This is a genomic window from Streptomyces bambusae (assembly GCF_019400985.1).
Taxonomy (GTDB): Bacteria; Actinomycetota; Actinomycetes; order Streptomycetales; family Streptomycetaceae; genus Streptomyces; species Streptomyces bambusae_A.
Window position 1 is genome coordinate 1 of the sequence record NZ_WTFF01000007.1, and the last position, 14,492, is coordinate 14,492.

Sequence of the window (14,492 nt, forward strand, 5' to 3'; positions counted from 1 at the left end):
GCCAGCGCCTGCCGGGCCAGGTCCACGCCCGAGGGCGGCTGCGGGGCGGGCTCGCCCTGCGGCCGGCCGGAGCCGCCGACCGGGGCACCGCTGCGGCCCTGGCCGCCGTTCCTGCCCCGGCCGCCACTGTTCACCGCGTCGCCGTTCACTGTCGGGTCACCTCACCACCGGACACCGCGTACCGGGTACCCGTCAGCACGCCCGGAACGTCGTCGTCCACCGCAGCCGTCACCAGCACCTGCTCGCCCCCGGCCACCAGCTCCGCCAGCCGCTCCCGCCGCCGCGCGTCCAGCTCCGCGAACACGTCGTCCAGGATCAGCACCGGCTCGCCGCCCTCGGCGCGCAGCAGCTCGTAGGCCGCCAGCCGCAGCGCGAGCGCGTACGACCAGGACTCGCCGTGGCTCGCGTACCCCTTCGCCGGCAGATCGCCCAGCCGCAGCAGCACGTCGTCGCGGTGCGGGCCCACCAGGGTCACGCCCCGCTCGATCTCCTGCTTGCGCGCCTCGCCGAGCGCCGCCAGCAGCACCTCGTACAGCTCCTCGCGCGACTGCGCCCCGGCCGGCTCCGCGCTCCCCTTGTACGTGAGCCCCACCGGGCCGCCGCCCGGCGCCAGCTGCTCGTACGCCTTGTCCGCCAGCGGCTCCAGCGCACCGATCAGATCCAGCCGCCGCGCCAGCAGCTCCGCGCCCGCCCGTGCCAGGTGCTGGTCCCACACGTCGAGCGTCGACAGGTCCATGGACCGGCCGCCGTGCCGGCGGGCCATGGCCGCCGACTTCAGCAGGGTGTTGCGCTGCTTGAGCACGCGCTCGTAGTCGGAGCGGACCCCCGCCATCCGCGGCGCGCGCGCCGTGATCAGCTCGTCGAGGAAGCGGCGCCGCTCCCCCGGGTCGCCCTTGACCAGGGCCAGGTCCTCCGGCGCGAACAGCACCGTCCGTACGATCCCCAGCACATCGCGCGGCCTGACCTGCGAGGACCGGTTGATGCGGGCCCGGTTCGCCCGGCCCGGGTTCAGCTCCAGCTCCACCAGCTGCTGCCGCTCGCCCTGGGTCACGGCCGCCCGGACGATCGCGCGCTGCGCGCCCATCCGTACCAGCGGGGCGTCGGAGGAGACGCGGTGGCTGCCCAGCGTCGCCAGGTAGCCGATGGCCTCGACCAGGTTCGTCTTGCCCTGGCCGTTCGGGCCCACGAAGGCCGTGACGCCCGGGTCGAGCGGGACCTCGGCCCGGGCGTACGAGCGGAAATCGGCCAACGACAGATGCGAGACATGCATGACGGCGCCGACCTCCCCCGGCCCTGTGTACTTCCTGCGTCCGGGCTGCTGCCCGGACTACTTCTTCTCGACCGCGTGCCCGCCGAACTGGTTGCGCAGCGCGGCGATCATCTTCATCTGCGGCGAGTCCTCCTGGCGCGAGGCGAAACGCGCGAACAGCGACGCGGTGATCGCCGGCAGCGGCACCGCGTTGTCGATCGCGGCCTCCACCGTCCAGCGGCCTTCGCCCGAGTCCTGCGCGTAGCCCTTCAGCCCGTCCAGGTGCTCGTCCTCGTCCAGGGCGTTCACCGCGAGGTCCAGCAGCCAGGAGCGGATGACCGTCCCCTCCTGCCAGGACCGGAACACCTCGCGCACGTCGGTGACGGAGTCGACCTTCTCCAGCAGCTCCCAGCCCTCGGCGTAGGCCTGCATCATGGCGTACTCGATGCCGTTGTGGACCATCTTCGCGAAGTGGCCCGCACCGACCTTGCCGGCGTGCACGGCGCCGAGCTCGCCCTCGGGCTTGAGCGCGTCGAAGACCGGCTGCACCGCGGCGACGTGCTCCTTGTCGCCGCCGTACATGAGCGCGTAGCCGTTCTCCAGGCCCCAGACACCGCCGGAGACTCCGCAGTCGACGAAGCCGATGCCCTTGGCGGCCAGCTCGGCGGCGTGCTTCTCGTCGTCGGTCCAGCGCGAGTTCCCGCCGTCGACGACGATGTCGCCGGGCGAGAGCAGCTCGGAGAGCTCGTCGACCGTGGACTGGGTGGCCTCGCCGGCCGGGACCATCACCCACACGACGCGCGGCGCCGCGAGGCTGTCCACAAGCTCGGACAGGCTGTGGACGTCGGCGATGTCCGGGTTGCGGTCGTATCCGATGACGGTGTGGCCTGCGCGGCGGATGCGCTCGCGCATGTTGCCGCCCATCTTGCCGAGACCGACGAGACCGAGCTCCATCAGGTGGTTCCTTCTTGCGTTGGGGCTTGCGTTGGGGCGAAACGTTCGTGGGTGCGGCGCGCGTGCGGCAGGGTCGTGCCGCGCGGCGGTGCCTCCCGGACCGAGCCTACGCCGGGCCCCGTGCAGAAGCGTCCAGGCCCGGCCCCGCGGGCGCGAGACCGGGCCTGACCTGCACCGACGAGCGGATCAGCCGGAGAGGCGCACCGGCATGATCAGGTACTTGTACGCCTCGTCCGCCTCCGCGTCGACCGCGGGGCGGCCGCTGAGCAGCGCCGGCTTGGTCGACGTGGTGAAGGACAGCTGCGCGGCGGGCGAGTCGATCGCGCTCAGGCCGTCGAGCAGGAAGGTCGGGTTGAAGGCGATCGAGATGTCGTCGCCCTCCAGCTTGGCGTCGACGCGCTCCACAGCCTGTGCGTCGTCGGAGGAGCCGGCCTCCAGGATCAGCACACCCTGCTCGAAGCTCAGGCGCACCGGGGTGTTCCGCTCGGCGACCAGGGCCACGCGCTTGACGGCCTCGACGAAGGGGGCGGTCTCGATCACGGCGACGGAGTTGAACTCCGTCGGGAAGAGCGTGCGGTACTTGGGCAGGTCGCCTTCGAGCAGGCGGGTCGTGGTGCGGCGGCCGGCGCCCTCGAAGCCGATCAGGCCCTCGCCCTTGCCGGAGCCCGACAGCGCCAGGGTGACCGTGTCACCGCTGGTCAGCGACTTCGCGGTGTCGAGCAGCGTCTTGGCGGGGACCAGCGCGACGGCGGACGCGTCCGGGTTCTCCGGCTTCCACAGGAACTCGCGGACCGCGAAGCGGTAGCGGTCGGTGGAGGCCAGGGTGACCCGGTCGCCCTCGATCTCGATGCGCACACCGGTGAGCACAGGCAGCGTGTCGTCACGGCCGGCGGCGATGGCGACCTGGGCGGCGGCCGCGGCGAAGACCTCGCCGGAGACGGTGCCGGTCGCGCCCGGCATCTCGGGCAGGGCCGGGTACTCCTCCACAGGCAGGGTGTGGAGGGTGAACCGGGAGGAGCCGCAGACCACGGTCGCCCGTACACCGTCTGTGGAAATCTCCACCGGGCGGTTGGGGAGGGCGCGGCAGATGTCGGCCAGCAGCCGGCCGGAGACCAGGACGGTGCCGTCCTCCTCCACGTCCGCCTCGACGGAGACGCGGGCGGAGACCTCGTAGTCGAAGCCGGAGAGGCTGAGCGTGCCGTCCTCGGCCTTCAGCAGCAGGCCCGCGAGGACGGGCACCGGCGGCCGGGCCGGGAGGCTACGGGCCGCCCACGCCACCGCCTCCGCGAGTACGTCGCGCTCCACCCGGATCTTCACCGGAACCGCCTCCTGCTGTTGCTGGCCTTCGTCGTCGGCTGGGTGCCGGAGAACAGTCTGACGCACGGCACCGACAGTCCGTGCGGCTGGCGGTCAAGTCGGGAGGGGAGCGTCGGGGAGGCCGTCCGACGGACTTGTGCACAGGGCCTGCTTGAAAACGGAATCCGGCCTAACTGTCTATGGGGGTAGTAGTAGGGCCTGTGGAAACCGTGGATAACCGCGTTCACGCAGGTCAATGCCCGTTTTTTGTCCACCGGGGCTGTGGGTGGAGGCGGTGGACAAGTAGGGGGTCCTGTGGAGAAGCGAAAGTTCTGCACAGGCCATCCCCAGGAGACCCCGATTGGTCCACAGGTGTGTCCCCAGTTTTCCCCCAGTGCTCCACAACCCAAACGTCCACAACCGTGTGACGCCTTTCACTCCGGGCGGTGAGGAGGGTGGTGACGTTGCCGAACAGTGGACAAGGCTGTGGAGTGAGGGCGCCATCCTGTGCACAGGACCCGCGATCCTGTGGGCGGGCGGTGGACAGAGCCGGTGGACAGACCTGTGGACAAGATTTCCTCCACAGCCTGTGGATGATCGTCCCGCACAATTCCACAGGCCTGTGAGCTGCACTGATGGTCCATCAACAGGGGACCCTGTGGACAGTTTGTGGGTGACCACAGCAGTCCCCAAGCTGTGGACGACAGAAAGTCCCGCAATCTGTGGACAACTTGACTCCGCGGGGGCGTATTCGAACAGGTCGCAGGCGCGCGACTGGTGCCACGCGCCCCCGGATCGAGCCGCGAGCCCCGGGTGACGGGGTTTGGGAACGACGAAGGGCGCTCCGGGAGAGGTCCCGGAGCGCCCTTCGGTGGTGGCTCTCGACGGCCCGTGGGGCCGAGGGCTTCAGCCGTTCTTGATGCGGTTGGTCAGCTCGGTCACCTGGTTGTAGATGGAGCGCCGCTCCGCCATCAGCGCGCGGATCTTGCGGTCCGCGTGCATCACGGTGGTGTGGTCGCGGCCGCCGAACTGGGCGCCGATCTTGGGCAGGGAGAGGTCGGTGAGCTCCCGGCACAGGTACATGGCGATCTGGCGGGCGGTGACCAGGACCCGGCTGCGCGAGGAGCCGCACAGGTCGTCCACGGTGAGGCCGAAGTAGCCGGCCGTGGCCGCCATGATGTCGGTCGCCGTGATCTCGGGCGCGGTGTCCTCGCCCCCCGGGATCAGGTTCTTCAGGACGTCCTCGGTGAGGCCGAGGTCCACCGGCTGCCGGTTGAGGCTGGCGAAGGCGGTGACCCGGATCAGGGCGCCCTCCAGCTCGCGGATGTTGCGCGAGATGCGGGAGGCGATGAACTCCAGTACCTCCGGCGGGGCGTTGAGCTGCTCCTGGACCGCCTTCTTGCGCAGGATCGCGATACGCGTCTCCAGCTCGGGCGGCTGGACGTCGGTGATCAGGCCCCACTCGAAGCGGTTGCGGAGCCGGTCCTCCAGGGTCACCAGCTGCTTGGGCGGCCGGTCGGAGGAGAGGACGATCTGCTTGTTGGCGTTGTGGAGCGTGTTGAAGGTGTGGAAGAACTCCTCCTGCGTGGACTCCTTGCTCGCGAGGAACTGGATGTCGTCCACGAGCAGGATGTCCATCTCGCGGTAGCGCTTGCGGAAGGCGTCGCCCTTGCCGTCGCGGATGGAGTTGATGAACTCGTTGGTGAATTCCTCGGAGCTCACGTAGCGCACGCGGGTGCCCGGGTAGAGGCTGCGGGCGTAGTGCCCGATGGCGTGCAGCAGGTGGGTCTTGCCCAGGCCGGACTCGCCGTAGATGAAGAGCGGGTTGTAGGCCTTGGCGGGGGCCTCGGCGACGGCGACCGCGGCGGCGTGCGCGAAGCGGTTCGAGGCGCCGATGACAAAGGTGTCGAACAGGTACTTCGGGTTCAGCCGTGCGGTCGGCTCCAGCGGGCCCGAGGTGGAGCCGCCGGACGGGGCCGGCGGGGCCGACCGGCCCGGGGCGGGCAGGGGCGCGGGGTCGTAGGCGGGCTGCTTGTCGTACGGGGCGGGTTCGTACGGCTTCTGCTCGTAGCCGTTCTGCGGCTCGTACGGCTGGTCGTACCCGGGCTCGGGCTGCTGGAGGTAGCCGGGCTGGGGGGAGGCGTAGGGGTCGCGCTCGGGGAAGCCGAGGCGGGGCTGCTGCCAGCCGTAGTCGTCCTGCTGGCCGCCGCGGGGCCAGGCGCCGGGCTCGGGGCGCGGCTGCTGGTAGTCCGGGTAGGCGGGGCGGGCGGTGGGCAGCTGGTCGTCGGACGGGCCGGTGTGGCCGCCGGGGCGCTGGCCGCCGTACGGCTCGTAGGCGTCGCGCTGCGGGGCGGCGGGCGGGACCGGGGGCGCGGGCTCGCCGGCGGAGTCGTCCACGGTGATGGCGATCCGGATCGGGCGGCCGCACTCACGGCTGAGGGTGTCGCTGATCAGCGGGGCCAGCCGGCCCTCCAGGACCCGCTTGCCCCATTCGTTGGGCACGGCGAGCAGTGCGGTGTCGGCGACCAGCGCCAGGGGCTGGCAGCGCTCGATCCACTGCTTGTCCTTGGGCTCGATCCCTTGCTGACCTTCTCCGAGGAGCTGCTCCAGCACTCGCGGCCACACTGCGGCAAGATCGGCAGGTACGTCAGCCACAGAGCACGCTCTCTCACAGGGGTCCCACGAATGTGTGGTTCTTTGGGACGGTCGGGACAAAAAAACCGGGGTCGAGCAACGGTAGTCAGCACGACGGGTAGGGTTCAAGTCGTTGTCCACAGCCTGTGCACAGTGGAGCCCCGCAAGTGCTCGGTTTGACCGGATGGCGTAGTCCCGCGTACCGTAACCAGGTCGAGTTGTCGATGGCTGCTGCCGCCTGCCTACCGATGGGCGAAGATCACTGAATGTGATCGTTTAGCGGTGTCCACTCGGGCGGATCGCGAGTTCCTCGTGGGCGCACGGTGACAGCCAGGCGATGTAACGCCACTAACGATTCATTTTCTGGAGCCCCCGAGTGAGCAAGCGCACCTTCCAGCCGAACAACCGTCGTCGCGCCAAGACCCACGGTTTCCGCCTGCGTATGCGCACCCGTGCCGGCCGCGCGATCCTCGCGTCCCGCCGCAGCAAGGGTCGCGCCCGCCTGTCCGCCTGATCTGACAGGTCAATGACGTCGTGCTGTCTCCCGATCATCGGCTGAGGCGGCGCGAGGACTTCGCGAACGCGGTACGCCGAGGGCGCAGGGCCGGTCGCCCGCTCCTCGTCGTTCACCTACGTACCAGCGCAACGGACCCGCACGGGCCGGGGGAGAGTGCTCCCTCGACACGTGCGGGTTTCGTCGTCAGCAAGGCAGTGGGCAACGCGGTCGTCCGCAACAAGGTCAAGCGCAGGCTGCGCCACCTGGTGCGGGACCGGCTGGCCCAGCTGCCCCCAGGTAGCCTGGTGGTGGTGCGGGCATTGCCCGGATCGGGTGATGCCGGCCACGAAGATCTGGCCCGGGACCTGGATGCCGCTCTGGCGCGGCTGCTGGGAGACGTGGCTCGATGAAGTACCCGCTGCTCGCATTGATCAAGCTGTACCAGTGGACGATCAGTCCGCTGCTCGGGCCGGTGTGCCGCTACTACCCCTCGTGCTCGCACTACGGGTACACGGCCATCGACCGGCATGGTGCGGTGAAGGGGACGGTCCTGACCGCCTGGCGGATCCTGCGGTGCAATCCGTGGTCGCCGGGTGGGGTGGACCATGTCCCACCTCGTAAACGCCCGCGTTGGCACGAGCAGCTGCGCAGTGCGTTGCGTAGACCTCGCAATGCTCAAGGAGCCTGATTAGTGGACACGATTGCCAGTCTGTTCAGCTTTATCACCACACCCGTCTCGTGGATCATCGTCCAGTTCCACAAGCTGTACGGTGCGCTCTTCGGGGCGGACAGTGGGTGGGCCTGGGGCCTGTCCATCGTGTCCCTGGTGGTCCTGATCCGTATCTGCCTGATCCCGCTCTTCGTGAAGCAGATCAAGGCGACGCGGGGCATGCAGGCGCTCCAGCCGAAGATGAAGGCGATCCAGGAGCGCTACAAGAACGACAAGCAGCGCCAGTCCGAAGAGATGATGAAGCTGTACAAGGAGACGGGTACCAACCCGCTCTCCTCGTGCCTGCCCATCCTGGCCCAGTCGCCGTTCTTCTTCGCGCTGTACCACGTGCTGGCGAACATCGCCAACGGCAAGACCATCGGCGTCATGGACCAGCAGCTGGTCGACAGCGCCCGTGAGGCCAAGATCTTCGGTGCGCCGATCGCTGCCAAGTTCATGGACAGCCCGGAGAAGGTCGAGGCGCTGGGCGCCTCGCTGACGGACGTCCGGATCGTGACCGCGGTCATGATCGTCATGATGTCGCTGTCGCAGTTCTACACGCAGCGCCAGCTGATGCAGAAGAACGTGGACCTCACGGTCAAGACGCCGTTCATGCAGCAGCAGAAGATGCTGATGTACATCTTCCCGGTGATCTTCGCCGTCATGGGTATCAACTTCCCCGTCGGTGTCCTCGTCTACTGGCTGACCACCAACGTCTGGACCATGGGTCAGCAGATGTACGTGATCAACCAGAACCCGACGCCGGGCAGCAAGGCCCAGGACCAGTACCTGACGCGGCTGCTCAAGCACGTCACCTCGCACGGTGAGGTCAAGAGCCGGGGCAAGAAGAAGGTCGTCGCGGCGATCGTGGCCAAGGGCCCGGACCGCAACGACAACGAGCGCAAGTTCATCACCGCGCTCACCAAGCAGGGCCTGGCCGCGCAGGCGGACGGCTCCGTGATCAAGAGTGTGGTGGCCACGGCCGACTCGGATGCGGCGAGCGGCGGTGCCGCGAAGCGGCAGCAGCCCAAGCGGCAGTCCAAGTCGCAGCGCCAGACGCCCCCCAGCAAGCCGTCGTCCAAGAAGTAAGAAGCCCTGAGAAAGATTGAGGAGTCATCCCGTGACGGAAGGCACCACCTCCGCCGCCGCTGAGGGTGGCGACACCCTGACCCGCCTGGAGCAGGAGGGTGAGATCGCGGCCGACTACCTCGAGGGGCTGCTGGACATCGCCGACCTGGACGGTGACATCGACATGGACGTCGAGGCCGACCGTGCAGCCGTGTCGATCATCAGCGACTCGTCGAGCCGTGAGCTGCAGAAGCTCGTGGGCCGGGACGGCGAGGTCCTGGAGGCTCTCCAGGAGCTGACGCGACTGGCCGTGCACCGGGAGACCGGGGACCGCAGCCGGCTGATGCTCGACATCGCCGGGTTCCGCGCCAAGAAGCGCGAGGAGCTGGCGGCGCTGGGCGCCAAGGCGGCCGCGGACGTGAAGGCCTCGGGCGAGCCGATGAAACTGGCCCCGATGACCCCGTTCGAGCGCAAGGTCGTCCACGACGCGGTGGCGGCTGCCGGTCTGCGCAGTGAGTCGGAGGGCGAGGAGCCGCAGCGCTTCGTCGTTGTGCTCCCTGCCTGATCCCAAGCAAGTGTGTTCGGCCCCGTCTGTGTCGCAGGCGGGGCCGAAGTTTGTCAGCCTGGCCCTAACAACTGAACTCGTAGAGTGCGGAACGGAAGGACGGTCCCCGTGACGGAGGCAGCAGCGGAGCTCCCCTCGGCGCCCGAGGAGGCGCACGCGGTCTTCGGCGAGCATTTCCCGGAAGCTGTCCGGTACGCCGAGCTGCTGGCGGACGCGGGGGTCAAGCGCGGACTGATCGGGCCGCGTGAGGTGCCCCGGCTGTGGGAGCGGCACCTGCTGAACTGCGCCGTGCTGTCCGAGGCGGTGCCGGAGGGCGTCACGGTCTGCGACGTCGGCTCGGGCGCCGGTCTGCCGGGCATTCCGCTGGCTCTGGTCCGCCCGGACCTGAAGATCACCCTGCTGGAACCCCTGCTGCGGCGGACGACCTTCCTCCAGGAGGTCGTGGAGCTGCTGGGGCTGGACCACGTGACCGTGGTCCGGGGCCGCGCCGAGGAGATGCTGGGCAAGCTGCCGCCCGTCCACGTCGTCACCGCCCGCGCCGTGGCTCCGCTGGACCGGCTGGCCGGCTGGGGCGTGCCACTGCTGCGCCCGTACGGCGAGATGCTGGCGCTGAAGGGGGACACCGCCGAGGAGGAGCTGATCGCGGCGAAGACCGCGCTGGCCAAACTCGGTGTGGTGAAGACCTCGGTGCTGCACGTGGGTGAGGGCGTGGTGGATCCGCTGTCCACGCTCGTGCGGGTCGAGGTCGGGGAGAGCCCCGGCGGAGTGAGGTTCGCGGCCAAGCGGGCTAAGGCTGCCCGGACGGGCCGGTCACGCCGTCGCCGTTGATCCGTTGCGCCCCTATAGGTATGGATTTCGGAGTGTCGTAGCGGGCTGAAGTGCCGGTCCGTGCATCGTGTTTCACGTGAAACGTCGCTCCCTGCTGCACGGAATCATCAGCCGCGGCCGTGCGGCTGCGTCCCCCCGCCACCGCAAGGACGCGGGGGTGACCGAGTTGTCCACAGTGGTGGATTCATCCACAGGAGTACGGGCCCCGCTGGTTCGCGACCCCGATGGCATGGCAGTCTCTCTTCATCGCGAGCCCGATGTCGAGGAGAGTGAATCCGTGCGGTCCGACGCCAACCTTGCGGGGCCCCTGGCCGATCCGGTCCCCGGTCCCCGCTCCGAGCCGACGGGCATGGGGGCACCTGGGAGTGCCCCCGGACAGAGTCCGGGAGAGGCCGCCGGGGATGTTTCACGTGAAACATCCATCCCGGTGGACGACGACACACCCATCGGCCGTGCCGCCCAGCTGGCGGTCGCGGCGCTGGGCCGGGCCGGTGAAGGCCTGCCCCGGCCGGCTCAGACCCGGGTCATGGTGGTCGCGAACCAGAAGGGCGGCGTGGGCAAGACCACGACGACCGTGAACCTGGCGGCGTCCCTGGCGCTCCACGGTGCGCGGGTCCTGGTCATCGACCTCGACCCGCAGGGCAACGCCTCCACCGCCCTGGGCATCGACCATCATGCCGAGGTCCCGTCGATCTACGACGTGCTGGTGGAGAGCCGGCCCCTGCTGGAGGTCGTCCAGCCGGTCCCGGACGTGGAAGGCCTCTTCTGTGCGCCGGCCACGATCGACCTGGCGGGCGCGGAGATCGAGCTGGTCTCACTGGTGGCGCGCGAGAGCCGCCTCCAACGCGCGATCCAGGCGTACGAGCAGCCGCTCGACTACATCCTGATCGACTGCCCGCCCTCCCTGGGCCTGCTCACGGTCAACGCGCTGGTGGCGGGCGCGGAGGTGCTGATCCCGATCCAGTGCGAGTACTACGCCCTGGAAGGCCTGGGCCAGCTCCTGCGCAACGTGGATCTGGTGCGGGCCCATCTGAACCCGGCCCTGCACGTGTCGACCATTCTGCTGACCATGTACGACGGCCGTACGCGGCTCGCCTCACAGGTCGCCGACGAGGTCCGCAGCCACTTCGGCAACGAGGTGCTGCGGACGAGCATCCCGCGCTCGGTGCGAATCTCGGAGGCCCCCAGCTACGGGCAGACGGTCCTCACCTACGATCCGGGTTCCAGTGGTTCCCTCTCCTACCTGGAGGCGGCGCGGGAGATCGCGTTGCGCGGAGCCGGTATCCACTACGACGGACGGAACGCCCACACGGGCGCGACGGATATGAACAGCAGCACGCAGAGCATGGCGGAGGGGATCCAGTGAGTGAGCGACGTAGGGGTCTGGGGCGGGGGCTCGGCGCGCTGATCCCCTCGGCTCCGCAGGAGAAGTCGCCGAGCGGGGCGTCGACGTCCCCGTCGGCGGTGCCGGTACTGACGTCCGACCGTGGGATCGCGGCGGCGAAGCTGGCGTCCCTGGCGCAGGCGGGGGCACCGGCAGCGGCCGATGTTTCACGTGGAACATCGGCCGCTGCGGCACCGGAGCTGAACTCGGTGGCGGGGGCGACCTTCGCCGAGCTGCCGCTGGACGCGATCACGCCCAACCCGCGGCAGCCGCGAGAGGTCTTCGACGAGGACGCGCTGCTGGAGCTGGTCACCTCCATCCAGGAGGTGGGCCTGCTCCAGCCGGTCGTCGTACGGCAGGTGGGCGCGGACCGCTACGAGCTCATCATGGGCGAGCGGCGCTGGCGGGCATGCCGGGAGGCAGGTCTGGAGCGGATCCCGGCGATCATCCGGGCGACGGACGACGAGAAGCTGCTGCTGGACGCGCTGCTGGAGAACCTGCACCGGGCGCAGCTGAACCCGCTGGAGGAGGCGGCCGCGTACGACCAGCTGCTGCACGACTTCAACTGCACGCACGACGAGCTGGCGGACCGGATCGGCCGGTCCCGTCCTCAGGTGACCAACACGCTGCGGCTGCTGAAGCTCTCGCCCCCGGTCCAGCGGCGGGTGGCCGCGGGTGTCCTGTCGGCCGGTCACGCGCGGGCGCTGCTCGGGGTGGACGATTCCGCGGAGCAGGACCGGCTGGCGCTGCGGGTCGTGGCCGAGGGACTGTCGGTGCGGGCGGTCGAGGAGATCGTCAAGCTGATGGAGTCCGAGCCGTCCGGTGCGGTGAAGCCGAAGGGGCCGCGGGCGGGCGCCCGGGTCTCGCCGGCGCTGTCGGAGCTCGCCTCCCGGCTGTCGGACCGGTTCGAGACGCGGGTGAAGGTGGATCTGGGCCAGAAGAAAGGCAAGATCACCGTCGAGTTCGCGTCGATGGAGGACCTGGAGCGGATCCTGACGACGCTGGCGCCGGGTGAAGGCCGGGTTCTGGACCAGGGACCCGGCGACGAATAGACAGGGTTGATCAGGGGCGGGCCGTGCCAGTGCGGCCCGCCCTGTGCCCTTATACGATGCGGTCATGGGTCGTCGGCTGGTACCGCTCACGCTGGACAACCTCCAGGACCTGCCCAGCCGTTGCCGGTCCTGCGTCTTCTGGGAGCTCGATCCGGTCAGCGGTGAGGCCGCCGTCAAGGCGGGCACCGGGGAGTTGGAGAAGGAGTCCTGGATCTCCGCCGTGCTCCTGGAATGGGGCTCGTGCGGCCGGGTGGTCTACGTGGACGACATCCCGGTGGGCTTCGTGCTCTACGCTCCGCCCGCCTATGTGGCGCGGTCGACCGCCTTTCCGACGAGTCCGGTGTCCCCGGACGCCGTCCAGCTGATCACAGGGTTCATCGTGCCCGGGTACCAGGGGCAGGGGCTGGGCCGGGTGATGGTGCAGACCGTCGCGAAGGATCTGCTGCGTCGGGGGTTCCGGGCCATCGAGGCCTTCGGCGACGCCCGCTGGGAAGGCCCGGGGTGCCTGTTGCCCGCCGATCATCTGCTGGCGGTGGGCTTCAAGACGGTGCGCCCGCATCCGGCGTATCCGCGGCTGCGGTTGGAGCTGCGCTCCACGCTGTCCTGGAAGGAAGACGTCGAGCTGGCGCTGGACCGGTTGCTGGGCGCGGCCCGGAAGGAGCCGGCGCTGCGGCCGCTGTGAGCGGCACAGGACAAGCGAACGGGGCCGCCCCTGGTGGGGGCGGCCCCGTTTCACGTGAAACATCGCCGGCGACGGCCGGATCGGTGGTGCTCCGCAGCGTGCGGAGCACGACTCACGCGGTCTTGAGCTCGACGAAGCCGTCGAGGTCGCGCAGGATGGCGGCCTTCGGCTTGGCGCCGACGATGGTCTTGGCGACCTCGCCGTTCTGGTAGACGTTCAGCGTCGGGATGGACATGACGCCGTACTTGGCGGCGGTGGCCGGGTTCTCGTCGATGTTGAGCTTGACGATCTCGATCTGGTCGCCGTACTCGGCCGCGATGGCCTCCAGGGACGGGGCGATCTGGCGGCAGGGGCCGCACCAGGCCGCCCAGAAGTCCACCAGGACCGGCTTGTCGCTGGCCAGGACCTCGGTGTCGAAGTCTGCGTCAGTCACGTTCTTCAGGGTGCCGGCCACAGCGGCCTCCTTCTTCTTACTGCGGGGTGTGTGGGGTGGGGGTCCAGTCCGCCCGGACGGGGTTTCCGGGCGGAAGCGTCAGACGGTCGCCGCAGCGTGCTCGGCGTCCGTGAGGGCGGCGAGGAAACGCTCGGCGTCCAGCGCGGCGGAGCAACCGGTGCCGGCCGCGGTGATGGCCTGACGGTAGGTGTGGTCGACGACGTCACCGGCGCCGAACACACCCGGGATGTTGGTCCGGGTGGAGGGGGACTCGACCTTGAGGTAGCCCTCGGCATCGAGGTCCAGCTGGCCCTTGAAGAGCTCGGTGCGCGGGTCGTGGCCGACGGCGATGAACAGGCCGGTCACGGGCAGCGCGGAGGTCTCACCGGTCTTGGTGTTGCGCAGGGTGAGGCCGGAGAGCTTCTGCTCACCGTGGATCTCGGCGACCTCGCTGTTCCAGGCGAACGAGATCTTCGGGTCGGCGAAGGCCCGCTCCTGCATGGCCTTGGAGGCACGCAGGCTGTCGCGGCGGTGGACGATGGTGACCGACTTGGCGAAGCGCGAGAGGAAGGTGGCCTCCTCCATCGCGGTGTCCCCGCCGCCGACCACGGCGATGTCCTGGTCCTTGAAGAAGAACCCGTCGCAGGTGGCGCACCAGGAGACGCCGCGGCCGGACAGGGCGTCCTCGTTGGGCAGGCCGAGCTTGCGGTGCTGCGAGCCGGTGGTGACGATGACGGCCTTGGCGCGGTGGACCGTGCCGGCGGTGTCCGTGACGGTCTTGATCTCGCCGCTCAGGTCGACGGTGACCACGTCGTCAGGGATCAGCTCGGCACCGAAGCGCTCGGCCTGGGCACGCATGTTGTCCATGAGGTCCGGGCCCATGATGCCGTCACGGAAGCCGGGGAAGTTCTCGACCTCGGTGGTGTTCATCAGCGCACCGCCGGCGGTGACGGCGCCTTCGAAGACCAGGGGCTTGAGCGATGCGCGTGCGGTGTACAGGGCGGCCGTGTAACCGGCGGGCCCGGAGCCGATGATGATCACGTTACGGACGTCGCTCACGGGTTTTTTCCTCGTCTCTACGGACTGCCTGCTGCCTACCGGGGGCCGGTGCGGACTCTCACCCCACCCAACGGATCCTACGG

14 protein-coding genes and 1 pseudogene are annotated in these 14,492 nt (G+C 69.5%); 9 read left to right on the forward strand and 6 right to left on the reverse strand.

Annotated elements, in window-relative coordinates; genetic code table 11:
• Window positions 1–145: 145 nt before the first annotated feature.
• The 4 genes and pseudogenes from recF to dnaA form a co-directional block, all read right to left on the reverse strand.
• Entirely contained in the window at window positions 146–1,270 is a 1,125-nt protein-coding gene (recF, locus tag GPJ59_RS02125; RefSeq protein ID WP_219664612.1) for a DNA replication/repair protein RecF, read from the reverse strand.
• A gap of 57 nt (window positions 1,271–1,327) precedes the next feature.
• Window positions 1,328–2,215 (reverse strand): annotated as a pseudogene (gene gnd, locus GPJ59_RS02130) (phosphogluconate dehydrogenase (NAD(+)-dependent, decarboxylating)); the annotation flags it as partial.
• Window positions 2,216–2,389: 174 nt separating this feature from the next.
• Window positions 2,390–3,520 carry a DNA polymerase III subunit beta gene (gene dnaN, locus GPJ59_RS02135; protein ID WP_219664662.1) on the reverse strand — a complete coding sequence of 377 codons (1,131 nt, stop codon included), beginning with the start codon at window positions 3,518–3,520 and terminating at the stop codon, window positions 2,390–2,392.
• Window positions 3,521–4,405: 885 nt separating this feature from the next.
• A complete protein-coding gene (dnaA, locus tag GPJ59_RS02140; RefSeq protein WP_219664614.1) occupies window positions 4,406–6,154 on the reverse strand; it encodes a chromosomal replication initiator protein DnaA in 1,749 nt (582 codons plus the stop codon).
• 355 nt (window positions 6,155–6,509) lie between these two features.
• On the opposite strand from dnaA, the gene rpmH reads away from it, so the two are divergent.
• The 9 genes from rpmH (at window position 6,510) to GPJ59_RS02185 (ending at window position 12,917) form a co-directional block, all read left to right on the forward strand.
• The gene (gene rpmH, locus GPJ59_RS02145; protein ID WP_003956500.1) at window positions 6,510–6,647 is read left to right on the forward strand and encodes a 50S ribosomal protein L34; all 138 of its coding nucleotides are present in this window, start codon (window positions 6,510–6,512) and stop codon (window positions 6,645–6,647) included.
• A gap of 20 nt (window positions 6,648–6,667) precedes the next feature.
• On the forward strand, window positions 6,668–7,039 hold the full coding sequence (gene rnpA, locus GPJ59_RS02150) for a ribonuclease P protein component (RefSeq protein WP_219664615.1): 372 nt from the start codon (window positions 6,668–6,670) through the stop codon (window positions 7,037–7,039).
• A complete protein-coding gene (gene yidD / locus GPJ59_RS02155; protein ID WP_219664616.1) occupies window positions 7,036–7,317 on the forward strand; it encodes a membrane protein insertion efficiency factor YidD in 282 nt (93 codons plus the stop codon). The genes rnpA and yidD overlap by 4 nt, the downstream gene beginning before the upstream one ends.
• 3 nt (window positions 7,318–7,320) lie before the next feature.
• A complete protein-coding gene (yidC, locus tag GPJ59_RS02160) occupies window positions 7,321–8,427 on the forward strand; it encodes a membrane protein insertase YidC (protein WP_219664617.1) in 1,107 nt (368 codons plus the stop codon).
• 31 nt (window positions 8,428–8,458) lie between these two features.
• The gene (locus GPJ59_RS02165; protein WP_219664618.1) at window positions 8,459–8,971 is read left to right on the forward strand and encodes a Jag family protein; all 513 of its coding nucleotides are present in this window, start codon (window positions 8,459–8,461) and stop codon (window positions 8,969–8,971) included.
• Window positions 8,972–9,055: 84 nt separating this feature from the next.
• Window positions 9,056–9,799: a 16S rRNA (guanine(527)-N(7))-methyltransferase RsmG gene (gene rsmG / locus GPJ59_RS02170; protein WP_219664619.1), complete on the forward strand. Its 744-nt coding sequence runs from the start codon at window positions 9,056–9,058 to the stop codon at window positions 9,797–9,799.
• 229 nt (window positions 9,800–10,028) lie between these two features.
• Window positions 10,029–11,165, forward strand: a complete 1,137-nt coding sequence (locus GPJ59_RS02175; RefSeq protein WP_219664620.1) for a ParA family protein — start codon at window positions 10,029–10,031, stop codon at window positions 11,163–11,165.
• Entirely contained in the window at window positions 11,162–12,235 is a 1,074-nt protein-coding gene (locus tag GPJ59_RS02180; protein ID WP_219664621.1) for a ParB/RepB/Spo0J family partition protein, read from the forward strand. Before GPJ59_RS02175 ends, GPJ59_RS02180 begins: the two co-directional genes overlap by 4 nt.
• Window positions 12,236–12,299: 64 nt before the next feature.
• Window positions 12,300–12,917 (forward strand): GNAT family N-acetyltransferase, encoded by a 618-nt coding sequence (locus GPJ59_RS02185; protein ID WP_219664622.1) that lies wholly within the window; start codon window positions 12,300–12,302, stop codon window positions 12,915–12,917.
• Between the two features lie 112 nt (window positions 12,918–13,029).
• On the opposite strand, the gene trxA is transcribed toward GPJ59_RS02185, so the two are convergent.
• A complete protein-coding gene (gene trxA / locus GPJ59_RS02190) occupies window positions 13,030–13,371 on the reverse strand; it encodes a thioredoxin (protein WP_308120085.1) in 342 nt (113 codons plus the stop codon).
• A gap of 78 nt (window positions 13,372–13,449) precedes the next feature.
• A complete protein-coding gene (gene trxB / locus GPJ59_RS02195; protein WP_219664623.1) occupies window positions 13,450–14,409 on the reverse strand; it encodes a thioredoxin-disulfide reductase in 960 nt (319 codons plus the stop codon).
• Between the last annotated feature and the right edge of the window lie 83 nt (window positions 14,410–14,492).

Coding starts and splice junctions, on each gene's coding strand:
- recF (WP_219664612.1), bottom strand. CDS start 1,270: ATGCATGTCTCGCATCTGTCGTTGGCCGATTTCCGCTCGTACGCCCGG.
- yidD (WP_219664616.1), top strand. CDS start 7,036: ATGAAGTACCCGCTGCTCGCATTGATCAAGCTGTACCAGTGGACGATC.
- GPJ59_RS02175 (WP_219664620.1), top strand. CDS start 10,029: ATGGCAGTCTCTCTTCATCGCGAGCCCGATGTCGAGGAGAGTGAATCC.
- GPJ59_RS02185 (WP_219664622.1), top strand. CDS start 12,300: ATGGGTCGTCGGCTGGTACCGCTCACGCTGGACAACCTCCAGGACCTG.